This is a genomic window from Desulforamulus profundi, assembly GCF_002607855.1.
Window position 1 is genome coordinate 1 of sequence record NZ_AWQQ01000105.1, and the last position, 23,145, is coordinate 23,145.

Here is a 23,145-nt window from a genome sequence, read left to right on the forward strand (position 1 = left end):
GAACGAAAAGCCCCGCAAGACCGTTGTAACCGGTGTGGAAATGTTCCGCAAACTGCTTGACTATGCTCAGGCCGGTGACAATATCGGAGCGCTGTTGCGCGGCGTAGACCGTAAAGAAATCGAGCGAGGCCAGGTACTGGCGAAGCCCGGCAGCATCAAGCCCCACACCAAATACACCGCGGAAGTATACGTACTGACCAAAGAAGAAGGTGGACGYCACACCCCGTTCTTCAACGGCTATCGTCCCCAGTTCTACTTCCGTACCACCGACGTAACCGGCATCGTTCACCTGCCCGAAGGTGTGGAAATGGTTATGCCTGGTGACAACATTAAAGTTGACGTTGACCTGATCACCCCCATCGCCATCGAAGAAGGCCTGCGCTTCGCCATCCGTGAAGGCGGCCGTACCGTAGGCGCCGGCGTTGTAACCGGTATCCGCGAATAATCACGAATAATATTGAAGCTTTACATTAAAGGGAGTGGGTTAAAGTCCACTCCCTTTTAAACTATCCTTGCACATTTCTTTTAGGTAAACAAGTAAACGGGTCTAAGGGGTACGGTGTTATCCGAGTGAACGACTTGCGCAGCACCGGATACAGCACTTAATAAATAGCAAACTACAACCCCCGCCCCCCGGTAACCCCCTAGACATATGGCAAACTACAACCTCTCACTTCTTAAATGGTATATAAAACCAATTTATGAGACAAAATACGAATATGGGTTGTTGCCACAGGTTGAGTATTGACATCCAACAACACTTGTGATAAATTTGTTAAGGTATATTACCAGACAATATCGGTTCAAGTCTTTTTTCGTTTTAGGGAGGTGGCAACAGTGCGAGTAGGCGTAACTCTGGCTTGCACCGAATGCAAACGGCGCAACTACACCACTAACAAGAACAAGAAGAACGATCCCAACCGGATCGAACTGAAAAAATACTGCAAGTGGTGTCATACCCACACAACACACAAAGAAACCAGATAGTTTGGGCCGGCTTAACCCCAAGCGTTATTATATGCCGCATTCCGTATGGGGTTTTATTCGAGGCACTACTGGAAAAAAGAAAAAAGTTAAGGATGTGGCGTTTTTCAATGGCTGTGCAAAAGAAGACACTTAAAAAGGCAAGCGCTGCCAAGGAAATAGCGGCAACCAAAGAAACCAGCGGGGCCGAGAATAAAAAGGATGTGGCCCCCAAGGATGCTGCTAAGGCTGTGGCCAAAAAAGAACCGGCCAAGGCACCGAAGTCGTCCTTTTCGGATCGTGCCGGCAGCGTAAGCAAATACCTGCGTGGCGTTCAGAATGAGTTGAAAAAAGTTCATTGGCCCACCCGTAAAGAAGTTGTTACCTATACCGCGGTTGTACTGGCTTCCGTTGCCGTAGTGGCTGCTGTTATCTGGGTCTTAGATTCGCTTCTCAGTTTGGGCGTTGGAAGCATTGTTTCCTAATTGTAAACGAGGGGGTGGGGAACCCACGGGGTTAAAGGGTTCCTTCTGTTGATGAGTAAACAGTGGTATGTTGTGCATACTTACTCCGGGTACGAGAACAAGGTCAAGGCCAACTTGGAGAGGCGAATTGAATCAATGAATATGGAAGATAAAATCTTCCGTATTCTTGTGCCCATGGAAGATGAAGTAGAAATTAAAAACGGCAAGAAGAAGATCTCAAAGAAAAAGGTCTTTCCGGGCTATGTTCTGGTGGAAATGATTATGACCGATGATTCCTGGTACGTCGTACGCAACACACCGGGGGTTACCGGTTTTGTTGGCTCGGGCTCGAAACCCATCCCGTTAAGTGAAGAAGAAGCAAAAGCCATCATTAAACAAATGGGGATCGAGGAACCGAAGACCAGGATGGACATTACCGTTGGCGAAAACGTCAAGGTTACTGACGGTCCCTTTGAGAACTTTGTTGGTGTGATAGAAGAAATTTACCCTGAAAAGGGTAAAGTTAAAGTTATGGTATCCATGTTTGGACGTGAAACTCCCATCGAACTTGATTTTTCACAAATTGAAAAGATGCGTTAAGCTTGTAGGTTGTAAGGAGGTGGACTGGATATGGCCAAAAAGGTAGCTGCCATTATTAAACTGCAAATTCCGGCCGGCAAAGCCACCCCAGCGCCCCCGGTAGGCCCTGCTCTGGGTCAGCACGGGGTTAATATTATGGGGTTTGTTAAACAATATAATGAAGTCACCGCCGCACAGGCTGGCTTAATTATTCCGGTTGAAATTACTGTTTATGAAGATCGGTCCTTTACCTTTGTTACCAAAACTCCTCCTGCAGCAGTATTGCTGAAGAAGGCCCTGGGTATTGAGACCGCTTCTGGCGAACCTAACAAGAAGAAAGTGGGCAAAGTGCCCCGCTCCAAGGTTAGAGAAATTGCTGAATTAAAGATGCCTGATCTCAACGCTGCCAGCGTAGAAGCTGCCATGCGTATGGTTGAAGGTACCGCCCGCAGCATGGGCATTGAAATTGTAGAAGGATAACTTCATCCGGTGGGAGGATGTAGTCCGCTAGTACCACAAAGGAGGAAATTTTATGCCGAAAGAAGGCAAAAAGCTCCTGGAAGCCAAAAAGCAAGTAGATAAGAATGCACTCTACGAGCCAGTTGAAGCCATGGAGCTGGTGAAAAAGGTTGCTTCGGCCAAGTTTGACGAAACCGTTGAAGTGGCCTTCCGTCTGGGCGTCGACCCCCGTCATGCTGACCAGCAGCTGAGGGGCGCCGTTATTCTGCCCCACGGTACCGGTAAAACCAAGACTGTTCTGGTATTTGCCAAAGGCGACAAAGCGAAGGAAGCAGAAGCTGCCGGCGCTGATTTCGTGGGTGCCGAAGACCTGGTAGAAAAGATTCAAGGTGGTTGGATTGGTTTTGATGTAGCCATTGCCACCCCGGATATGATGGGTATGGCCGGTAAACTGGGCCGTATCCTGGGTCCCCGTGCTTAATGCCCAACCCGAAAACCGGTACCGTCACCTTCGAAGTAGGAGCTGCCGTAAGAGACGCCAAGGGCGGTAAAATAACCTATCGTACCGATAAGGTCGGTATCGTTCACGCTCCCATTGGCAAAGCTTCCTTTGATGCTCAGAAACTGGCCGAAAACTTTAAGACCCTGGCTGACACGCTGGTTCGTGTTAAACCCGCTGCCGCCAAAGGCCAGTACATGAAGACCATTACGGTATCTTCCACCATGGGCCCTGGGGTTCGCATCAACCCGAACAAAATCTAGTTACCACTTGCCCGGTTTCTACAACAGAATAGTTCCAGTCGTAGACAGTTGGTGTCATTTGACTTAATGGCATAAGCCGCCAGCCGAGGCCGGGTGAATAACTGCAAGCTTACTAAAGATTGCGGGGAATTCTGGCATTGTCTGCGCGGATTCCCCGCAATGTTTTTTTATCCTACCGGAAGGAGGTGTAGCTCATGCCGACTACAAAAGCCCAAAAAGCAGTCATGCTGGAAGAGATCAAAGAAAAAATGTCCAGTGCCCAGGTCACCATTCTGGCGGATTTTCGCGGTATTTCCGTAGCGAAAATCACCGACCTGCGGTCCCGCCTGCGCAAGGCCGGCAGTGAAATGAAAGTAGCCAAAAACACCATCGCTGGCATTGCCGCTAAAGAAATTGGCGTTGAAGGATTGGACCAGTACTTAGAAGGTCCTACCGTTTTTACCTTTGGGGTGGAAGACCCTGTGGCCCCTGCCAAAATCCTTTCGGATTTCGCCAGGGAAGTAAAACAAGGCGTTGACATTAAAGCCGGTATCCTGGAAGGAAAAGTGATCGATGCCAGTGGCGTAAAAGCTTGGCAGACCTGCCTTCCAGAGAAGTTCTGCTGGCCAAAGTTCTGGGCGGCATGCAGGCTCCCATGTACGGCTTTGCCAGCGTTCTGGCGGCCAACCTGCGCAACCTGGTTTGTGTCCTGGATCAGGTCCGTCAGCAAAAAGAAGGGCAAGCTTCTTAATTCGATCCGCAGCGTAAACTATTATTTTATAAACCCTGAGGAGGTTATTAATTACTATGTCTAAAGTAGCTGAAGTATTAGAAATCGTGAAAGGCCTGACCGTACTGGAACTGGCTGAACTGGTAAAAGCTTTTGAAGAAGAATTTGGCGTATCCGCTGCTGCTCCCGTAGCTGTTGCTGCTGCTCCCGCAGCCGCTGCTGCCCCCGTTGAAGAAGAAAAGACCGAATTTGATGTTATCCTGGCCAGTGCCGGCGACAAAAAGATCAACGTTATCAAGGTTGTCCGTGAAATCACCGGCCTGGGCCTCAAAGAAGCCAAAGACCTGGTTGACGGCGCTCCCAAGCCCATCAAAGAGAAGACCAGCAAAGAAGATGCCGAAGCCATCAAGGCTAAGCTTACCGAAGCCGGCGCTACTGTTGAAATTAAGTAATCACTTATTTACTTCCTATTATTAAAGAAGCAAAAACGCCGCCCCACCACTGGCGGCGTTTTTGCTTGCACCATAAAAATGAATGAAGTTTTAAGATTATCATAGAAAACGTGGATAATATTTCGTTAAGATAGAATTATTCATAAAAATCGACAGTGCAGGCGAAAAAACACCTTGACAAATCAAGGTACGTATGCTAACATTACAAAATGTCATTCTATGGTTATTTGTTAATATTTTTCGTTAGGTGGCAAAAATTGTGCATATTTTTCTGCATAAATGGCCAAAATAAAGTAGATAAGGCATTATAATGTTTAAGGGCGAGGGATTGTTGAAAAGGCAAGACCTTGCTTTTCGTTGTCTCTGCTTTTAAGTGATTGCGTATTTATGTTAAATATTTAAGGGGTGTGATGCGTTCGATGGCTTACCCGGAACAAGTAGGAAACAGGGTGAGGTGGAACTACGGCAAACTTCGTGAAGTGCTGGATTTGCCCAACCTGATTGAAGTTCAGCGAAACTCTTACGAATGGTTCCTGCAGGAGGGCCTGCGGGAAGTGTTCCATGACATCTCTCCCATCCAGGACTTTACAGGAAATTTGGTATTGGAATTCCTGGACTACACTCTGGGAGAACCCAAGTACTCGGTGGAAGAGTGCAAGGAACGCGACGTAACCTATGCTGCTCCCTTACGGGTGAAAGTCCGCCTGATTAACAAGGAAACCGGGGAAGTAAAGGAACAGGAAGTCTTTATGGGAGACTTCCCTCTCATGACCAGCAAAGGCACTTTTATTATCAACGGCGCCGAGCGGGTTATCGTAAGCCAGTTGGTCCGGTCACCCGGTGTTTACTTTGCAGATGCAATTGATACCAGCGGCAAAAGACTGATCACCTCCACTGTGATTCCGAACCGTGGGGCCTGGTTGGAGTTTGAGACCGACGTTAACGACCATATCTTCGTCCGCATTGACCGCACCCGTAAAATCCCGGCAACTGTGTTGATCCGGGCTCTAGGCTATGGCTCAAATGCTATGATTGCCGAATTGTTCGAAAATGATAAATTCGTACAGGAAACTTTGACCCGGGATAATACCGATTCCGAGGAAGAAGCCCTGGTAGAAATTTACAAGCGACTGCGACCAGGCGAGCCGCCTACGGTGGAAAGCGCCCGCTCCCTATTAAATACCTTATTCTTTGACCCCAAGCGTTATGACCTGGCCCATGTGGGACGCTATAAATTACAGAAGAAACTTAAACACGGCATTCTCTACCGCTATCCCAAAGGAGAAGACGGCCCCAAAGAATGGGACCGCTATTTAAATAAAGAAGTTCCTGTGGAACGCGAATTTATCCGGGAACTGACCAAAGAAGACATTATCGCCACCTTCCGTTACCTGCTCGGTCTGATGAAGGGGGAAGGGAACGTTGACGATATTGACCACCTGGGCAACAGAAGGCTTCGTTCCGTAGGCGAACTGCTGCAGAACCAGTTCCGCATCGGTTTGTCCAGGATGGAACGGGTTGTCCGGGAAAGAATGACCATTCAGGACGTGGATGTCATCACACCCCAGGTGCTGATTAACATTCGCCCGGTGGTTGCTGCCATTAAAGAATTCTTTGGCTCCAGCCAGCTGTCCCAATTTATGGACCAAACAAACCCGCTGGCAGAATTAACCCATAAAAGACGTTTGTCTGCACTGGGTCCCGGTGGTCTGTCCCGGGAGCGTGCGGGCTTTGAGGTGCGGGACGTGCACCATTCCCACTATGGACGCATGTGCCCCATTGAGACCCCGGAAGGTCCCAACATCGGTCTGATCGGCTCCCTGTCCACCTACGCCCGGATCAACAGTTTCGGCTTTATCGAGACACCCTATCGCAAGGTGGAAAAGGAAAACAAGCGAGTTACCGATGAAATTGTCTACCTGACCGCCGACGAGGAAGAAGGCCATATCATCGCCCAGGCCAACGCTCCTTTAGATGAGAATGGCTACTTTGTGGAAGAGCGGGTCAATGCCCGCCGGGGCCACGATACCCTGCTGGTCCCCACCGACCGGGTGGATTATATGGACGTGTCGCCCAAACAGGTCTTCTCGGTGGCCACCGCATTGATTCCCTTCCTGGAGCACGATGATGCCAACCGGGCCCTGATGGGCGCCAACATGCAGCGTCAGGCCGTGCCCCTGCTGAGGTGCCAGGCCCCTGTGGTGGGTACCGGCATTGAACACAGGGCGGCCAAAGACTCCGGGGTCGTGGTGGTTACCAAAGACGGCGGCGAAGTGGCCAGGGTGACTGCCAATGAAATTGTTATCCGTACTGATGAGGGAAGAAACGAGTCCCACAAACTGCTGAAATTTACCCGCTCCAACCAGGGCACCTGCATTAACCAGAAGCCCATCGTTGCCAAGGGTGACAGGGTGGAGGCGGGGCAGATTATTGCTGACGGGCCTGCCACCGACAAGGGCGAACTGGCCCTGGGCAGAAACATTCTGGTGGCCTTTATGACCTGGGAAGGCAACAACTACGAGGACGCCATCCTGATCAGTGAAAAGGCTGTCAAAGAAGACTTCTTTACCTCCATTCACATAGAAGAGTACGAATGCGACGCCCGGGACACCAAACTGGGTCAGGAAGAAATTACCCGGGATATTCCCAACGTGGGTGAAGATATTTTAAAGGACCTGGACGACCGGGGCATTATCCGGGTGGGTGCCGAGGTCAGGCCCGGCGATATCCTGGTGGGCAAAGTGACCCCCAAGGGCGAAACCGAACTGACCGCAGAAGAACGCCTGCTGCGGGCCATCTTCGGCGAAAAGGCCCGTGAAGTAAGGGATACTTCCTTACGGGTGCCCCACGGGGAAGCCGGCAAAATTGTAGATGTTAAGGTCTTCTCCCGGGAGAACGGCGATGAACTGCCGCCGGGGGTCAACCACCTGGTCCGCGTCTACATTGCCCAAAAGAGAAAGATCTCCGAGGGCGACAAGATGGCCGGACGCCACGGTAACAAAGGGGTGGTGGCCCGCATCCTGCCGGAAGAAGATATGCCCTTTATGGCGGACGGCACCCCGGTGGAGATTGTGCTGAACCCCCTGGGTGTGCCTTCCCGTATGAACATCGGACAGGTGCTGGAGACGCACCTGGCTGGGCCGCCAAGACCCTGGGCTTCCATGTGGCCACCCCGGTATTTAACGGCGCCTCCGAAGAAGCCATCTGGGAATCCCTCATTCGTGCCGGCCGGCCCGAAGACGGCAAAACGGTGCTCTATGACGGGCGCACCGGCGAACCCTTTGATAACCGGGTCACCGTTGGCTATATTTATATGATTAAACTGCACCACCTGGTGGACGACAAGATCCATGCCCGCTCCACCGGTCCCTACTCCCTGGTCACCCAGCAGCCCCTGGGCGGTAAAGCCCAGTTTGGCGGCCAGCGTTTCGGTGAGATGGAAGTTTGGGCCCTGGAGGCCTACGGTGCTGCCTATACCCTGCAAGAAATCCTCACCGTCAAGTCCGATGATGTGGTGGGCCGCGTCAAGACCTACGAAGCCATCGTCAAGGGAGAAAACGTTCCTGAGCCCGGCGTGCCGGAATCCTTCAAGGTATTAATCAAGGAACTGCAATCCCTTGGCCTTGATGTTAAGGTGCTGTCCGAAGACGAAGAGGAAATTGAGATTAAGGAAATTGAAGAAGACGTAACCGAAACCGCCAAGGAATTAGGTATTGACCTACCGGAGGAAAGACGTCCCGGCGCTCCCAGAATGGAGAACGACGAGGAAGATGAATACGACGAAGACACCGACGAGTTCGACGAAACCTTCCTCGAAGAGGCCGAAGATGAATTCAGTCTGGATGACGAGGACTAAAACGAGCGGCATTGCAACCATCTACCAAATCCGCTATAAGGGGGAGTAGGTCCTTTGTTAGAATTAAATAACTTTGATAGTATTCGTATCGGCTTGGCTTCACCGGACAAAATCCGCCAGTGGTCCAGCGGTGAAGTCAAAAAACCGGAAACCATCAACTACCGGACCCTGAAACCCGAACGGGACGGCCTGTTCTGTGAACGGATTTTCGGCCCCACCCGGGACTGGGAATGCCACTGCGGCAAATACAAGCGTGTCCGCTACAAAGGCGTCGTCTGTGACCGCTGCGGCGTAGAAGTCACCCGTTCCAAAGTACGTCGTGAGAGACTGGGACATATTGAACTGGCCGCCCCGGTATCTCATATCTGGTACTTCAAAGGTATTCCCAGCCGCATGGGGCTTTTGTTGGATATGTCCCCCCGGGCACTGGAAAAGGTATTGTACTTTGTTTCCTATATTGTGATTGAACCGGGCGATACACCCCTGTTGAAAAAGCAACTGCTGACGGAAACCGAGTACCGGGAGTACAAGGATAAGTTCGGCAACAGCTTTAAAGCAGGCATGGGAGCCGAAGCCATTAAAGTCCTGCTGGAAGAAATTGAACTTGAGGAACTGGCCAGAGAACTGCGCCAGGAACTGAAAGAGGTTTCCGGCCAGCGTAAGATCCGTGCCATCCGCCGCCTGGAAGTGGTAGAGGCCTTTAAAAAGTCCGGCAACCGCCCCGAGTGGATGATCATGGACGTGGTTCCTGTTATTCCCCCGGAACTCCGGCCCATGGTTCAACTGGACGGCGGACGCTTTGCCACCTCCGACCTGAACGACCTGTACCGCCGGGTGATTAACCGCAACAACCGCCTCAAGCGCCTGCTGGATCTCGGTGCGCCGGATATTATCGTACGCAACGAAAAGCGGATGCTGCAGGAAGCGGTGGACGCGCTGATTGATAACGGCCGCCGCGGGCGTCCGGTCACCGGCCCCGGCAACCGTCCTTTGAAATCTCTGTCCGACATGTTAAAGGGCAAGCAGGGGCGTTTTCGCCAGAACCTGCTGGGTAAGAGGGTTGACTACTCCGGCCGTTCGGTTATCGTGGTGGGTCCCCACTTAAAGATGCACCAGTGCGGCCTGCCCAAGGAAATGGCCCTGGAACTGTTCAAACCCTTTGTCATGAAAAAGCTGGTCAACGACGGCCATGCCCATAACATCAAGAGCGCCAAGCGAATGGTGGAAAGGGTACGGCCTGAAGTATGGGATGTCTTAGAGGAAGTCATTAAAGAACATCCTGTCCTGTTGAACCGTGCCCCAACCCTGCACCGCCTGGGGATCCAGGCCTTTGAGCCGGTCCTGGTGGAGGGCCGGGCCATCAAGATTCACCCGATGGTCTGTACAGCTTACAACGCTGACTTCGACGGCGACCAAATGGCCGTTCACGTGCCCCTGTCCGCCGAGGCCCAGGCCGAAGCAAGGCTGCTCATGCTGGCTGCCAACAACATCCTCAACCCGAAGGACGGCAAGCCTGTGGCCAGTCCCACCCAGGACATGGTTTTGGGATGCTACTACCTGACCATGGAGAGAGAGGGAGCCAAGGGCGAAGGCAGTCTCTTTAAAGACGAAGAAGAAGCAATCCTGGCCTACGATAACAAAGAAGTTTCCCTGCATGCCAGGATTACCGTCCGCCGGAGAAACGGTGAAAGACTGCAGACCACCATCGGCAGAATCATCTTTAACGAAATCATTCCGCAAGAACTGGGCTTTATCAATAAAGTTTGCGATAAAAAGACCCTCAGTAAAATCGTGGCCGACTGCTACCGCAAATTGGGCAACTCCTATACCGCGGAACTGCTGGACGGCATCAAGCCCTGGGTTACAAGTTCTCTACCCGGGCCGGCATTACCATCGGCGTTGCCGATATCATCATTCCGGAAGCCAAGAAGGAAATCCTGGCCGGGGCCGAGGAACAGGTCAATAAAATTGAAACCCAATTCCGCCGCGGTCTGATTACCGAAGACGAGCGTTACCGCAAGGTCATCGGCATCTGGAACGATGCCACCGATCGGGTGACCAAAGCACTGATGGACACCCTGGACAGATTTAACAACGTCTATATGATGGCCACCTCCGGTGCCCGCGGCAACATCCAGCAGATTCGACAGCTGGCCGGCATGCGGGGTCTGATGGCCGACCCGTCCGGTCGAATTATCGACCTGCCCATCAAGGCGAACTTCCGTGAAGGTCTGACGGTTTTGGAATACTTTATTTCCACCCACGGTGCCCGCAAAGGTCTGGCCGATACCGCCCTCCGTACCGCTGACTCCGGTTACTTGACCAGACGTCTGGTGGACGTGGCCCAGGACGTGATCGTACGGGAAGATGACTGCGGCACCACCGAGGGCGTTGAAGTCAGCGAAGTCCGGGACGGCACCGAAAGCATCGAGAAATTAGGGGAACGCCTGGAAGGCCGGGTACCCATGGAACCGGTGGTCCACCCGGAAACCGGCGAAGTGATTATCTCCCAGGAACAGGTTGACAACCACGGGTTGATCTCCGAAGACCAGGCCCAGGCCATTCAGGAAGCAGGCATACAGAAAGTCAAAATCAGATCCGTTATCACCTGTAAGACCCGCTACGGCGTGTGCAAACACTGCTACGGCAAAAACCTGGCTACCGGCGGCACCATTGATATCGGGGAAGCGGTGGGCATTATCGCCGCCCAGTCCATTGGCGAACCGGGCACCCAGTTAACCATGCGTACCTTCCACACCGGTGGTGTGGCCGGTGACGACATCACCCAGGGTCTCCCCCGGGTTGAGGAACTCTTTGAAGCCCGCCGGCCCAAGGGCCAGGCCATTGTGGCCGAAGATGACGGCGTCGTCGCCATCCGGGAAGTGAAGGGCCGCCGGGAAATTGAAATCACCAAGGACAACGGCGAAAAGAACGTCTACGCCGTACCATACGGTGCTCGCTTGAAGGTGAAAGAAGGCCAGCGGGTGGAGGCCGGGGATGAACTGACCGAGGGTTCCGTAAACCCCCACGACCTGCTAAAAATCAAAGGCCCTGCCGGCGTGCAGATCTACCTGCTGCAGGAAGTGCAGAGGGTATACCGCCTGCAGGGCGTAGAAATCAACGACAAGCACATTGAAGTGATGATCCGTCAAATGCTGAGGAAAGTGAAGATCGAGGAAGCCGGCGATACCGAACTGCTGCCGGGCGGTTTGATCGATATCTTCGAGTTTGAGGAAGAGAACCGCAGAGCTGTGGAAGCCGGCGGGGAACCGGCCGTTGCCAAGCCGGTGCTGCTGGGCATCACCAAGGCCTCCCTGGCCACCGACTCCTTCCTGTCAGCAGCCTCCTTCCAGGAGACCACCAGGGTACTCACCGAAGCAGCCATTAAAGGGAAGATGGACCGCTGCTGGGCCTGAAGGAAAACGTCATCATAGGGAAGCTGGTACCTGCCGGCACAGGGATGTCCCGCTACCGCAACATTGAGGTGGCAACCCAGGGCCAGCGGGAAAGGGAAGAGGACTTTGACATCCTGCTGCCCACCGGCGACCGCAACCGGGATTACAACATCCTGCCGGAAGAACCTGACGATTTCGACCTGGTATTAGAAAAATAACCCTGGAGGAACTAAAACTACAAATTGTTGACACCGGTTATGGTAAATGATATTATATGTAAGTGTTTGATTGCTGGAGGTGGGATTGCCATGTCTTTGGAGCCTTTAAAGTCGGCACGCAAGAGAACTGTGGGAGCAAAACAGACGATAAAGGCCGTGGAAAAGTCCCAGGCAAAGGAAGTCTACTGGGCCTCTGATGCCGAGGCTCGCGTGGTGGATCCCATCCTTCGGATTTGTTCTTCTAAAAACATACCCACCGTCAAGGTAGAGAGTATGAAAGACTTGGGCAGGGCCTGCAACATTGAAGTGGGCTGTGCCATTGCTGCTATCACGGAATATTAAGCTTCTACTTAAATATGCAGAACTTCGAGAGGAGGTGTAGAGAGATATGCCTACCATTAACCAGCTGATTCGTAAGGGTCGTGAAGAGGTTGTTTACAAATCAACTGCCCCTGCTCTGAAAGAATGCCCCCAAAAGCGTGGCGTTTGCACCAGGGTTTACACCACAACCCCCAAGAAACCCAACTCTGCCCTGCGTAAGGTGGCCCGTGTTCGTTTAACCAACGGCATTGAGGTTACATCATACATTCCGGGTATCGGACACAACCTCCAGGAGCACTCAGTGGTACTCGTTCGTGGTGGCCGTGTGAAGGACCTGCCGGGCGTACGTTACCATATCGTTCGCGGCGCTCTGGATTCTGCCGGCGTGCAAAACCGCAACCGTGGACGTTCCAAATACGGGGCCAAGCGTCCTAAAAAATAAGCGATTTAACCTTTACTTCATAATTAAAAGAATTACTGCGTAAAGGGGGGAAAACTAGTGCCAAGAAGAGGTGGAATCCCCAAACGGAAGTACTTCCCGATCCCGTGTATGGCAGCAAGGTAGTTACAAAGCTTGTTAGTCAAATGATGCTGGATGGTAAGCGTGGCGTAGCCGAAAAGATTGTCTACGACGCTTTCGAAATTATTCGGGAGAAAACCGGCAAAAATCCACTGGAAGTGTTTGACGCCGCTATGAAAAATGTCATGCCCGTGCTGGAAGTAAAAGCCCGCCGTGTTGGTGGCGCCAACTACCAGGTTCCTGTTGAAGTTCGGGCAGAACGCCGTCAAACCCTGGGCATTCGCTGGCTGACCATGTTCACCCGCAAGCGTGCAGGGAAATCGATGGCTGAAAAGCTGGCTGCCGAATTAATGGATGCAGCAAACAATGTCGGAGCAACTGTTAAAAAACGTGAAGATACACATAAAATGGCGGAGGCCAACAAGGCATTTGCTCATTACAGGTGGTAAGGGGGAATCATTATGGCCCGACAGTTTCCGTTGGAGAGAACCCGCAACATTGGCATAATGGCCCATATTGATGCCGGAAAAACCACTACCACAGAGCGTATTTTGTTCTACACCGGGAAAGTTCACAAGATTGGTGAAGTACACGATGGCGCAGCCACCATGGACTGGATGGTACAGGAGCAGGAGCGGGGTATTACCATTACGTCTGCTGCTACAACCGCCCGGTGGAATAATCACCGTATAAATATTATAGACACACCCGGGCACGTGGATTTTACAGTAGAGGTAGAACGTTCGCTGCGGGTGTTAGATGGTGCTGTGGCTGTGTTCTGTTCGGTCGGTGGGGTAGAACCCCAATCTGAAACTGTCTGGAGACAGGCCGATAAATACGGCGTGCCCAGAATTGCTTACATTAACAAAATGGACCGTGTGGGAGCAGACTTCTTCAACGGTCTGAACATGATTAAAGACCGCCTGGGTGCAAACCCGGTGGCTATTCAACTGCCCATCGGCAGTGAAGACCAGTTCCGCGGTATCGTGGATCTGGTGACCCAAAAGGCCATCTTCTATGTGGATGACCTGGGTACCAAGAGCGAAGTGTCTGAGGTTCCTGCCGATATGGCAGATCAGGTCGCTGAGTACCGGGAAAAACTGCTGGAAGCAGTGGCTGAATCCGATGAAGAACTGATGATGAAGTACCTCGAAGGGGAAGAACTGACCGAGGAAGAAATAAAACTGGCCATTCGTAAAGCCACCCTGGCAGTTAAAATCACCCCGGTACTTTGTGGTTCTTCCTTTAAGAACAAAGGTGTGCAGCCCTTGCTGGATGCCATTGTGGATTACATGCCGGCGCCTACAGATGTACCGGCCATCCAGGGGGTTAACCCCGACACCGGAGCCGAGGATCAGAGAATTTCCAGCGACGCGGAACCCTTCTCTGCCCTGGCCTTTAAGATTATGACCGACCCCTATGTTGGTAAGTTGTCGTTCTTCCGGGTCTATTCCGGTGTCTTGAGTTCCGGTTCCTATGTTTTCAACTCAACCAAGGGTAAGCGTGAGCGCATTGGCCGTATTCTGCAGATGCACGCCAACCACCGGGAAGAGATTCCCGAGGTCTATGCAGGCGATATTGCAGCAGCCGTGGGTCTGAAGGATACCACCACCGGTGATACCCTGTGTGATGAAAAGAATCCCATCATTCTGGAATCCATGGAATTCCCCGAACCGGTTATCTCCGTGGCCATTGAGCCGAAAACCAAGGCTGATCAGGATAAAATGGGTGTTGCCCTGGGCAAACTCACCGACGAAGATCCCACCTTCAAAGTGCATACCGACCATGAAACCGGGCAAACCATTATTGCCGGCATGGGCGAACTGCACCTGGAGATCATTGTGGACCGTCTGCTGAGGGAATTCAAGGTAGAGGCCAACGTTGGACGGCCCCAGGTTGCCTACAAAGAAACCATTCGCAAAGCCGTTAAGGCCGAAGGTAAATTTGTACGGCAGTCCGGCGGTAAAGGTCAATACGGTCACGTATGGATTGAACTGGAGCCCCTGGAGCCAGGCGGCCCCGGCTATGAGTTTGTAAACAAGATTGTGGGCGGTGTGGTTCCCAGGGAATACATTGCCCCCGTTGATAACGGTATCAAAGAGGCTATGGAAAACGGTATTCTGGCGGGCTACCCCATGGTGGACATTAAGGCAACCCTCTATGACGGTTCCTACCATGAAGTGGACTCCTCTGAAATGGCCTTTAAAATCGCAGGTTCCATGGCTTTCAAGAATGCGGCCCAAAAGGCCAACCCGGTCCTGCTGGAACCAGTTTTCAAGGTGGAAGTGGTAGTTCCGGAAGAGTACATGGGGGATGTTATCGGCGACCTGAACAGCCGCCGGGGACGCATTGAGGAAATGGGCAGTCGTGGTAATGCCCGGGTGGTAACCGCCTTTGTTCCTTTGGCTGAAATGTTTGGCTACGCCACCGACCTGCGTTCCAAGACCCAGGGTCGTGGTACCTACAGCATGCAGCACGACCACTACGAAGAAGTACCCAAAAACATTGCCGAAGGCATTATTGCCAAGCGAAACGGCTAATTTGTAATATTTGCGATTGAAGCAAGGAGGAAAGTTTTTAAAATGGCTAAGGCTAAATTTGAGCGTACTAAACCCCACGTAAACATCGGCACCATCGGTCACGTTGACCACGGCAAAACCACTCTGACCGCTGCCATCACCGTTGTTTTGTCCACCACCGGCGGCGCTGCCGTTAAGCGTTATGATGAAATCGACAACGCTCCCGAAGAGCGTGAACGCGGTATTACCATTAACACCGCCCACGTAGAATACGAAACCGCCAACCGTCACTATGCCCACGTTGACTGCCCCGGCCACGCTGACTATGTGAAGAACATGATCACCGGTGCTGCTCAAATGGACGGCGCCATCCTGGTTGTATCCGCCGCTGACGGCCCGATGCCCCAGACCCGTGAGCACATCCTGCTCTCCCGTCAGGTAGGCGTTCCTTACATCGTCGTCTTCCTGAACAAAGCCGACATGGTTGATGACCCCGAACTGCTCGAACTGGTCGACATGGAAGTTCGCGAACTGTTAAGCTCCTACGACTTCCCCGGCGATGACACCCCCATCGTAGCCGGCTCCGGCCTGAAAGCCCTGGAATGCGGCTGCGGCAAGCGCGAGTGCGAATGGTGCGGCAAGGTATGGGAACTGATGGACAACGTAGACAACTACATCCCCACTCCCGAACGTGCTGTAGATAAGCCCTTCCTGATGCCCGTAGAAGACGTGTTCTCCATCACCGGTCGCGGTACCGTTGCCACCGGYCGTGTAGAGCGTGGYCAAGTAAAGGTACAGGACGAAGTAGAAATCGTAGGTCTGAACGAAAAGCCCCGCAAGACCGTTGTAACCGGTGTGGAAATGTTCCGCAAACTGCTTGACTATGCTCAGGCCGGTGACAATATCGGAGCGCTGTTGCGCGGCGTAGACCGTAAAGAAATCGAGCGAGGCCAGGTACTGGCGAAGCCCGGCAGCATCAAGCCCCACACCAAATACACCGCGGAAGTATACGTACTGACCAAAGAAGAAGGTGGACGTCACACCCCGTTCTTCAACGGCTATCGTCCCCAGTTCTACTTCCGTACCACCGACGTAACCGGCATCGTTCACCTGCCCGAAGGTGTGGAAATGGTTATGCCTGGTGACAACATTAAAGTTGACGTTGACCTGATCACCCCCATCGCCATCGAAGAAGGCCTGCGCTTCGCCATCCGTGAAGGCGGCCGTACCGTAGGCGCCGGCGTTGTAACCGGTATCCGCGAATAATTTCATTCAAATAGATTTGTGTACGCTGTGCATCCTGCAGCGTGGCTAGCGATGAAGTGGAAGGTTGCTCGCACCCCGAGGTAATTTTCACGGAGCAGTCCGCACAATCGGACGAAGGGAGAGTAAGACCAAATGAAAAGCCAAAAAATCAGAATCAGGCTAAAGGCCTTTGATCATCAAATGCTTGACCAGTCTGCCACCAAGATTGTGGATACCGCCAAGCGGACCGGTGCTCAGGTAGCAGGTCCCGTACCGCTGCCGACCGAGAAAAGCATTTACACCATTTTGCGTTCCCCCCACGTGAATAAAGACTCCCGGGAACAGTTTGAAATGCGTGTGCATAAGCGTTTAATCGATATCCTTGAGCCCACCCCGAAAACTGTTGACGCTCTAATGCGCCTGGACCTGCCTGCCGGCGTGGATATTGAAATAAAACTGTAGTTTGACCCCGAGAGTGTATGTTAGAAGCCCTGGGGACCCCACGGGCTTCTAACCTCTGACTATAACAGGAGGTGTTTGCCATGCCAAAAGGTATTCTTGGCAAAAAAGTGGGCATGACCCAAATTTTTAACGAAGCAGGCGTTGCCATCCCCGTGACTGTTGTGGAGGCCGGCCCCTGCTTGGTAGTGCAAAAGAGAAGTCCCGAGAACGACGGTTACAGCGCCGTTCAGCTGGGTTTTGGTGAGAAGCGTGAAAACCTGCTCAACAAGCCCACCAAAGGTCACCTGGCCAAGGCCGGTGTGCGTCCGGTGCGTTTTTTACGGGAACTCAAGGTAGAAAATCTTGATGAATATCAAGTCGGTCAAGAAATTAAAGCGGACATCTTTGCCGAAGGCGAAAAGGTGGACGTTGTAGGAACTTCCAAGGGTAAAGGTTTTGCCGGTGGCATCAAACGTCACAATTTCCACCGTGGACCCATGGCTCATGGTTCCAAGTATCACCGTCGGCCCGGTTCCTCCGCAGCCAAAGGCCCGGCTCGAACCTTTAAAGGCAGAAAACTTCCCGGCCACATGGGTGTTGAACGGGTAACCGTACAAAACCTGCAGATTGTTAAAGTGGACCCTGAACGTAATTTACTTGCCATCAAAGGTGCAGTGCCCGGTCCACGGGGCGGCCTGTTACTGGTTAAAAACAGCGTCAAGGCCAAGTAGCGGTGGCGCAGCGAAAGGAGGACTGTGAAGAATGCCTAAAGTAGCTTTATATAACATCAACGGCGAACAGGTGGGCGAAGTGGAGCTGAAGGACGAAGTGTTCGGCATTGAGCCCCACGAGTCTGTCCTGCATGATGCCGTAACCATGCAGCTTGCCAACCAACGGCAAGGGACTCATGATACCAAAACCAGAGCGGAAGTGCGCGGCGGCGGACGCAAACCCTGGCGCCAAAAGGGCACCGGTCGTGCACGGGCAGGTAGCACCAGATCCCCCATCTGGCGTAAGGGTGGTATCGTCTTCGGACCCCATCCCCGTGATTACGCCTATGCCCTGCCCAAGAAAGTACGTCGCCTGGCCCTTAAATCGGCCCTTTCCAGCAAGGTTCTGGATCAAAACATTATCGTACTGGATCAACTCATCATGATGCTCCCAAGACCAAAGACATGGTCCGCATCCTGAACAACCTCAATGCAGAAAAGGCCCTGGTTGTAACCGCCCAGCGGGACGCCAACGTTGAAAAATCCGCCCGCAACATTGAGGGAGTGAAGCCCTTAAAGGCTGAAGGTGTTAATGTTTACGACCTGTTGAAATACACCAAGCTGGTTATCACCAAAGACGCCGTTGCTAAGATTGAGGAGGTGCTGGCGTAATGAAAAATCCGCGCGACATCCTCATCAAGCCGGTGGTTACCGAAAAAGTACCGGTTTATTAGCAGAGAACAAGTACACCTTCATCGTAGATTTGAATGCTAACAAAACCGAAATCAAGAAGGCTGTTGAGGACATCTTTAAGGTCAAGGTAGAAAAGGTAAATACCATGCGGGTGAAGGGCAAACTGAAGCGTGTTCGTCAATTCACCGGCAGAACCCCTGACCGTAAAAAAGCCATTGTTACCTTAAAAGAGGGCGACAAGATCGAGATCTTTGAAGGACTGTAAGGAGGGAAGCCCAGGTGGCAGTAAAAAATTACAAACCTACCTCACCTGGCCGCCGGTTTGTTACCGTCTCCGACTTTAGCGAGATCACCAAGACTGAACCTGAAAAATCTCTGCTGGAGCCTCTAAAGAAGACCGGAGGACGCAACGCCCAGGGCCGGCTGACCGTTCGGCACCAGGGTGGTGGCCACAAGCGGATGTTCCGCATTATTGATTTCAAGCGCAACAAGGACGGTATCCCCGCCAAGGTTGCAGCCATTGAATATGATCCCAACCGTTCCGCCCGTATTGCCCTGCTGCACTACGCAGACGGTGAGAAACGCTACATTCTGGCCCCCGTGGGCCTGACCGTGGGCATGACCGTAGAATCCGGAGCGGAAGCCGACATTAAAGTGGGTAACAACTTACCCCTGCGCAACATTCCCGTCGGTACCATGCTGCACAACATTGAACTGTATCCCGGAGCCGGTGCTCAAATGGTCCGCTCTGCCGGTGCCGCAGCCCAGCTGATGGCAAAGGAAGGCAAATACGCCAACCTGCGTCTGCCCTCCGGTGAAATGCGCCTGGTGCTGCAGGAATGCCGGGCCACCATTGGCCAGGTAGGCAACCTGGAACACGAAAACATCACCATCGGTAAAGCCGGTCGCTCCCGTCACCTGGGGATCAGACCCACCGTTCGCGGTAAAGTGATGAACCCCGTTGACCACCCGCACGGCGGTGGTGAAGGCCGTAACCCCATCGGTCGCAACCCATCCACTCCCTGGGGTAAACTGGCAATGGGCGTTAAGACCCGTGGCAACAAGAAGAGCGATCGCATGATCGTAAAACGTCGCAATAAAAAGTAAGTCAGAGTAGGGGCTGCAACACACCCGGCCCCGTGAGTATGGACTATGAGCATGATCCCGGAAGGAGGTTCATAATGACTCGTTCTCTTAAAAAAGGACCGTTTATCGACGATCACCTTTTGAAAAAAGTTGAACAGATGAATGAGAAGGGCGAAAAGAGGGTTATTAAAACCTGGTCCCGCCGTTCCACCATCTTCCCGCAGATGATCGGCCACACCATCGCTGTTTATGATGGCCGCAAGCATATCCCGGTTTATGTAACTGAAGATATGGTCGGACACAAACTGGGTGAATTCGCACCCACCCGAGCATACAGGGGCCACGGTGGCCACACCGAGCGGTCCACTGCGCTTAAGTAACCACAAGAGGGGGCTAAACGATGGAAGCGAGAGCAATCGCCAAATTTATCCGCGTATCCCCGCGTAAAGCCCGCATGGTAGTGGATTTAGTCCGGGGCAAAAAATTGGAAGAGGCCTTAGCCATTCTGCGCTATACTCCCAATAAAGCTGCCGCCGCTGTGACCAAGGTGGTCAAATCTGCTGCTGCTAACGCGGAACACAACTATGAAATGGATAAAGAGGAACTTGTAATATCCCAAATTTTCGTAGATCAGGGTCCCAGCCTGAAGCGTGTGATGCCCAGAGCCATGGGGCGTGCGGATATTATCAAAAGAAAAACCAGCCACATTACAGTCGTGGTGTCGGATAAAAAGGAGGGATAAGTGCGTGGGCCAGAAGGTTAACCCCAAGGGTTTGCGTATTGGCATTATTAAAGACTGGGAAGGTAAATGGTTTGCTGATAAGCGCAATTACTCCAATTTACTGATCGAAGACGTAAAAATTCGCGAGTTTATCAAGCGCAAGCTTTATCAGGCCGGTATCTCCAAAACCCAAATTGAACGTGCCGCCAACCGGGTCAAGATTTCCATTCACACTGCCAAGCCGGGCATCGTTATCGGCCGCGGCGGCGCTGAAGTAGAAGCCTTAAGAAAAGAACTGGAAAAAATGACCGGCAAGCAGGTTCATGTAAATATCGTAGAGATCAAGACCCCGGAAACAGACGCTCAACTGGTGGCAGAAAACATCGCCTCCCAGCTGGAAAAGCGGATTGCTTTCCGCCGCGCCATGAAGCAAACCGTACAGCGTTCCCTGAGACTGGGTGCCAAGGGCATTAAAATTGCCTGCAGCGGACGTCTGGCCGGTGCTGAAATTGCCCGTACCGAGTGGTACAGCGAAGGCAAGGTACCCCTTCACACCCTGCGTGCTGACATTGACTATGGTTTTGCCGAAGCCAACACAACTTACGGTAAAATTGGCGTAAAAGTATGGATCTATAAAGGAGAAGTTTTGCCGGAAGCGAAAAAACCCGCAGCCGGTCAAGGAGGCGAGTAACCGATGCTTATTCCGAAAAGGGTTAAATACCGCAAGCAGCACCGTCCCCGTGGCAACGGCGGCGTTACCAAAGGCGGCGGAGAGGTAAGCTTCGGCGAATACGGAATCCAGGCCCTGGAGGCCGGTTGGATTACGAACCGTCAAATCGAAGCTGCTCGTATTGCCATGACCCGTTATATTAAACGTGGTGGTAAAGTATGGATTCGCATCTTCCCGGATAGGCCGATCACACAGAAACCGGCTGAAACCCGTATGGGTTCCGGTAAAGGTGCTCCAGAGCACTGGGTAGCCATTGTAAAGCCTGGTCGTGTTATGTTTGAAGTTGCCGGCGTTCCCGAGGCAACTGCCCGTGAAGCGATGAGACTGGCCATGCACAAACTGCCCGTGAAGTGCAAGTTCGTAAAACGCGGGGAAGTAGGTGAAGCCAATGAAAGTTAAGGAATTCAGAGATCTCACTGATGCCGAATTGGCTAAGAGGTTAGATGACTCCAAAGACGAGCTCTTTAAACTGAGATTTCAGTTGGCCACCGGACAATTGGATAACCCCATGAAGATTAAAGAATGCAAACGGAAGATTGCCCGTTTAAAAACCGTAGAGACCGAAAGAAAACTGGGCATTCGCTAAGCAGCAATCTGGTAAATTGTCATCGACCAGGAAGGAGGTACGATGGTGGAAGAGCAGCGTAACATGCGCAAAGTTCGTCAGGGTAGAGTGGTTAGCGACAAAATGGATAAAACCATTGTTGTGGCTGTAGAAGACCGTGTACGTCACCCGCTGTACAACCGCACCATTCGTCAAACGAAGAAATTCAAGGCCCATGATGAGGAAAACAGCTGCCGTATCGGCGATACTGTTCGTATCATGGAAACCCGCCCGCTGTCCAAGGATAAGCGCTGGCGTGTGATTGAAATCCTGGAACGGGCCGAACAACTGTAAGGTTTTGGCTTATACCGGGCACGAAGGGAGGTCAATTCCGTGATTCAAGTTCAAACGATCTTGAAAGCTGCTGATAACACAGGGGCCCGTAAACTGATGTGCATCCGCGTTCTGGGTGGATCCCTGCGTCGTTATGCCAGCGTTGGAGATATTATTGTCGCTTCTGTTAAGGAAGCTACACCCGGCGGCGTTGTTAAAAAAGGTGATGTTGTAAAGTGTGTAATTGTGCGCACCAACAAAGAAGTTCGCCGTCCGGACGTTCCTACATCAAGTTTGATGAGAACGCAGCTGTCATCATTAAAGACGATAAAACCCCCAGGGGTACACGTATCTTTGGACCTGTGGCCCGGGAGTTGCGTGAAAAAGACTTCATGAAAATCGTTTCACTTGCACCCGAAGTTATCTAGTCGGACTCAAGCAAGAGGTAAGAGTGGTAGGAGAGTAAATCGATCCAACCTCTAACTTCCCATCTCTCACCTCTCAAACAGGAGGTGTATGTACTACATGCCGAAAGTTCACGTTCGTAAGGGCGATACTGTCATGGTGATCACCGGTAAAAGCGCCGGCCAGAAGGGTAAAGTGGTATCCGTTGAACCGGCCAAAAGCCGTGTGATTGTGGAAGGCGTAAACATTGTCAAGCGTCACCAAAAGGCCACTCCCCAGATGCCTCAGGGAGGCATTACGGAAAAAGAGGCCCCCATCCATAGCTCGAACGTTATGCTGTACTGCTCCAAATGCAACAAGCCCACCAGAATCCAAAAGAAAGTTCTGGGCAACGGCAACAAAGAGCGGGTTTGCAAGCATTGCGGAGAAACACTCAGCTAACAGGAGCGTCGGAAAGGAGGAGAACACGTGGCAAGGCTAAAGGATAAATACCTGAATGAAGTTGTACCGGCTTTAATGCAAAAGTTCGGTTACAAGAATATAATGCAGGTACCTAAAGTGGAAAAAGTGATTATCAACGTTGGACTGGGCGAAGCCATTCAAAACAGCAAAGCCATTGATGCAGCTGTTGGCGATTTAATGACCATTACCGGTCAGCGTCCCATTACCACCAAAGCCAAGAAGTCCATTGCTGCCTTTAAACTCCGTGCAGGCATGACCATTGGCGCTAAAGTGACCCTGCGCGGCCAGCGGATGTACCAGTTTGTTGACAAACTGTTCAACGTTGCGCTGCCCCGGGTAAGAGATTTCCGTGGTGTATCCGACAAATCCTTTGACGGCCGTGGCAACTACACCCTGGGCCTGAAGGAACAGCTAATTTTCCCGGAAATCGAATACGATAAAATTGATAAAGTGCGGGGCATGGACATTACCTTTGTCACCACCGCCAAAACTGACGAAGAAGCCAGAGAGCTGCTTAGACTGATGGGCATGCCCTTTGTTAAAGCAAGCTAAACTTCC

General features: G+C 52.1%; 21 protein-coding genes and 8 pseudogenes. All 29 read left to right on the forward strand.

From position 1 onward, the window contains the following. On the forward strand, positions 1-445 hold a 445-nt coding region (locus P378_RS15575), incomplete at its 5' end, for an EF-Tu C-terminal domain-related protein (RefSeq protein ID WP_274378742.1). A 392-nt stretch (positions 446-837) separates the two neighbouring features. Continuing rightward, a complete protein-coding gene (gene rpmG / locus P378_RS15580; RefSeq protein ID WP_099083895.1) occupies positions 838-987 on the forward strand; it encodes a 50S ribosomal protein L33 in 150 nt (49 codons plus the stop codon). Between the two features lie 107 nt (positions 988-1,094). After that, positions 1,095-1,448, forward strand: coding sequence for a preprotein translocase subunit SecE (gene secE / locus P378_RS15585; RefSeq protein ID WP_099083896.1), 354 nt, complete (start codon positions 1,095-1,097; stop codon positions 1,446-1,448). 51 nt (positions 1,449-1,499) lie between these two features. Then, entirely contained in the window at positions 1,500-2,027 is a 528-nt protein-coding gene (gene nusG, locus P378_RS15590; protein ID WP_099083944.1) for a transcription termination/antitermination protein NusG, read from the forward strand. A 30-nt stretch (positions 2,028-2,057) separates the two neighbouring features. After that, on the forward strand, positions 2,058-2,486 hold the full coding sequence (rplK, locus tag P378_RS15595) for a 50S ribosomal protein L11 (protein WP_099083897.1): 429 nt from the start codon (positions 2,058-2,060) through the stop codon (positions 2,484-2,486). 52 nt (positions 2,487-2,538) lie between these two features. Beyond that, a pseudogene (rplA, locus tag P378_RS15600) lies at positions 2,539-3,227 on the forward strand (50S ribosomal protein L1). Positions 3,228-3,421: 194 nt separating this feature from the next. Then, positions 3,422-3,957 (forward strand): annotated as a pseudogene (gene rplJ / locus P378_RS15605) (50S ribosomal protein L10). A gap of 56 nt (positions 3,958-4,013) precedes the next feature. Next, positions 4,014-4,388 carry a 50S ribosomal protein L7/L12 gene (rplL, locus tag P378_RS15610; protein ID WP_099083898.1) on the forward strand — a complete coding sequence of 125 codons (375 nt, stop codon included), beginning with the start codon at positions 4,014-4,016 and terminating at the stop codon, positions 4,386-4,388. Positions 4,389-4,807: 419 nt separating this feature from the next. After that, positions 4,808-8,244: pseudogene (gene rpoB, locus P378_RS15615) on the forward strand (DNA-directed RNA polymerase subunit beta). Positions 8,245-8,298: 54 nt separating this feature from the next. After that, a pseudogene (rpoC, locus tag P378_RS23175) lies at positions 8,299-11,857 on the forward strand (DNA-directed RNA polymerase subunit beta'). Positions 11,858-11,947: 90 nt separating this feature from the next. Then, positions 11,948-12,199: a ribosomal L7Ae/L30e/S12e/Gadd45 family protein gene (locus P378_RS15625; RefSeq protein WP_099083899.1), complete on the forward strand. Its 252-nt coding sequence runs from the start codon at positions 11,948-11,950 to the stop codon at positions 12,197-12,199. A 46-nt stretch (positions 12,200-12,245) separates the two neighbouring features. Then, a complete protein-coding gene (gene rpsL / locus P378_RS15630) occupies positions 12,246-12,620 on the forward strand; it encodes a 30S ribosomal protein S12 (protein ID WP_099083900.1) in 375 nt (124 codons plus the stop codon). Between the two features lie 57 nt (positions 12,621-12,677). Then, positions 12,678-13,147: pseudogene (rpsG, locus tag P378_RS15635) on the forward strand (30S ribosomal protein S7). A 12-nt stretch (positions 13,148-13,159) separates the two neighbouring features. Continuing rightward, positions 13,160-15,238 carry an elongation factor G gene (gene fusA / locus P378_RS15640; RefSeq protein WP_099083901.1) on the forward strand — a complete coding sequence of 693 codons (2,079 nt, stop codon included), beginning with the start codon at positions 13,160-13,162 and terminating at the stop codon, positions 15,236-15,238. 42 nt (positions 15,239-15,280) lie between these two features. Beyond that, positions 15,281-16,483, forward strand: coding sequence for an elongation factor Tu (gene tuf, locus P378_RS15645; protein ID WP_099083902.1), 1,203 nt, complete (start codon positions 15,281-15,283; stop codon positions 16,481-16,483). A 132-nt stretch (positions 16,484-16,615) separates the two neighbouring features. Then, complete coding sequence (gene rpsJ / locus P378_RS15650; protein WP_003544757.1) at positions 16,616-16,924, forward strand: 30S ribosomal protein S10; 309 nt, start codon at positions 16,616-16,618, stop codon at positions 16,922-16,924. Positions 16,925-17,004: 80 nt separating this feature from the next. Then, the gene (gene rplC / locus P378_RS15655) at positions 17,005-17,634 is read left to right on the forward strand and encodes a 50S ribosomal protein L3 (protein ID WP_099083903.1); all 630 of its coding nucleotides are present in this window, start codon (positions 17,005-17,007) and stop codon (positions 17,632-17,634) included. 31 nt (positions 17,635-17,665) lie between these two features. After that, positions 17,666-18,285, forward strand: a pseudogene (gene rplD / locus P378_RS15660) (50S ribosomal protein L4). Beyond that, positions 18,285-18,571: pseudogene (gene rplW / locus P378_RS15665) on the forward strand (50S ribosomal protein L23). Before rplD ends, rplW begins: the two co-directional pseudogenes overlap by 1 nt. Before the next feature lie 14 nt (positions 18,572-18,585). Beyond that, positions 18,586-19,413 (forward strand): 50S ribosomal protein L2, encoded by an 828-nt coding sequence (rplB, locus tag P378_RS15670; protein WP_099083904.1) that lies wholly within the window; start codon positions 18,586-18,588, stop codon positions 19,411-19,413. Positions 19,414-19,487: 74 nt separating this feature from the next. Further along, entirely contained in the window at positions 19,488-19,772 is a 285-nt protein-coding gene (rpsS, locus tag P378_RS15675; protein ID WP_099083905.1) for a 30S ribosomal protein S19, read from the forward strand. A gap of 20 nt (positions 19,773-19,792) precedes the next feature. Next, positions 19,793-20,134 (forward strand): 50S ribosomal protein L22, encoded by a 342-nt coding sequence (gene rplV, locus P378_RS15680; RefSeq protein ID WP_099083906.1) that lies wholly within the window; start codon positions 19,793-19,795, stop codon positions 20,132-20,134. Positions 20,135-20,138: 4 nt separating this feature from the next. Then, positions 20,139-20,804: a 30S ribosomal protein S3 gene (gene rpsC, locus P378_RS15685; RefSeq protein WP_099083907.1), complete on the forward strand. Its 666-nt coding sequence runs from the start codon at positions 20,139-20,141 to the stop codon at positions 20,802-20,804. A 3-nt stretch (positions 20,805-20,807) separates the two neighbouring features. After that, on the forward strand, positions 20,808-21,242 hold the full coding sequence (gene rplP, locus P378_RS15690) for a 50S ribosomal protein L16 (RefSeq protein WP_099083908.1): 435 nt from the start codon (positions 20,808-20,810) through the stop codon (positions 21,240-21,242). Continuing rightward, positions 21,232-21,429: a 50S ribosomal protein L29 gene (rpmC, locus tag P378_RS15695; protein WP_099083909.1), complete on the forward strand. Its 198-nt coding sequence runs from the start codon at positions 21,232-21,234 to the stop codon at positions 21,427-21,429. Before rplP ends, rpmC begins: the two co-directional genes overlap by 11 nt. Positions 21,430-21,471: 42 nt before the next feature. Next, the gene (gene rpsQ, locus P378_RS15700; protein WP_099083910.1) at positions 21,472-21,741 is read left to right on the forward strand and encodes a 30S ribosomal protein S17; all 270 of its coding nucleotides are present in this window, start codon (positions 21,472-21,474) and stop codon (positions 21,739-21,741) included. Between the two features lie 39 nt (positions 21,742-21,780). Next, a pseudogene (gene rplN / locus P378_RS15705) lies at positions 21,781-22,148 on the forward strand (50S ribosomal protein L14). 97 nt (positions 22,149-22,245) lie between these two features. Continuing rightward, the gene (rplX, locus tag P378_RS15710) at positions 22,246-22,566 is read left to right on the forward strand and encodes a 50S ribosomal protein L24 (RefSeq protein ID WP_099083911.1); all 321 of its coding nucleotides are present in this window, start codon (positions 22,246-22,248) and stop codon (positions 22,564-22,566) included. 27 nt (positions 22,567-22,593) lie between these two features. Continuing rightward, positions 22,594-23,139 carry a 50S ribosomal protein L5 gene (gene rplE, locus P378_RS15715; protein WP_099083912.1) on the forward strand — a complete coding sequence of 182 codons (546 nt, stop codon included), beginning with the start codon at positions 22,594-22,596 and terminating at the stop codon, positions 23,137-23,139. The last annotated feature ends 6 nt before the right edge of the window (positions 23,140-23,145 follow it).

Coding starts and splice junctions, on each gene's coding strand:
- rpsL (WP_099083900.1), top strand. CDS start 12,246: ATGCCTACCATTAACCAGCTGATTCGTAAGGGTCGTGAAGAGGTTGTT.
- rpsS (WP_099083905.1), top strand. CDS start 19,488: ATGACTCGTTCTCTTAAAAAAGGACCGTTTATCGACGATCACCTTTTG.
- rpmC (WP_099083909.1), top strand. CDS start 21,232: ATGAAAGTTAAGGAATTCAGAGATCTCACTGATGCCGAATTGGCTAAG.
- rplK (WP_099083897.1), top strand. CDS start 2,058: ATGGCCAAAAAGGTAGCTGCCATTATTAAACTGCAAATTCCGGCCGGC.
- rplX (WP_099083911.1), top strand. CDS start 22,246: ATGCCGAAAGTTCACGTTCGTAAGGGCGATACTGTCATGGTGATCACC.
- rpsQ (WP_099083910.1), top strand. CDS start 21,472: ATGGTGGAAGAGCAGCGTAACATGCGCAAAGTTCGTCAGGGTAGAGTG.
- nusG (WP_099083944.1), top strand. CDS start 1,500: ATGAGTAAACAGTGGTATGTTGTGCATACTTACTCCGGGTACGAGAAC.
- rpsJ (WP_003544757.1), top strand. CDS start 16,616: ATGAAAAGCCAAAAAATCAGAATCAGGCTAAAGGCCTTTGATCATCAA.
- rplL (WP_099083898.1), top strand. CDS start 4,014: ATGTCTAAAGTAGCTGAAGTATTAGAAATCGTGAAAGGCCTGACCGTA.
- P378_RS15625 (WP_099083899.1), top strand. CDS start 11,948: ATGTCTTTGGAGCCTTTAAAGTCGGCACGCAAGAGAACTGTGGGAGCA.
- rplV (WP_099083906.1), top strand. CDS start 19,793: ATGGAAGCGAGAGCAATCGCCAAATTTATCCGCGTATCCCCGCGTAAA.
- fusA (WP_099083901.1), top strand. CDS start 13,160: ATGGCCCGACAGTTTCCGTTGGAGAGAACCCGCAACATTGGCATAATG.
- rplC (WP_099083903.1), top strand. CDS start 17,005: ATGCCAAAAGGTATTCTTGGCAAAAAAGTGGGCATGACCCAAATTTTT.
- rplP (WP_099083908.1), top strand. CDS start 20,808: ATGCTTATTCCGAAAAGGGTTAAATACCGCAAGCAGCACCGTCCCCGT.
- secE (WP_099083896.1), top strand. CDS start 1,095: ATGGCTGTGCAAAAGAAGACACTTAAAAAGGCAAGCGCTGCCAAGGAA.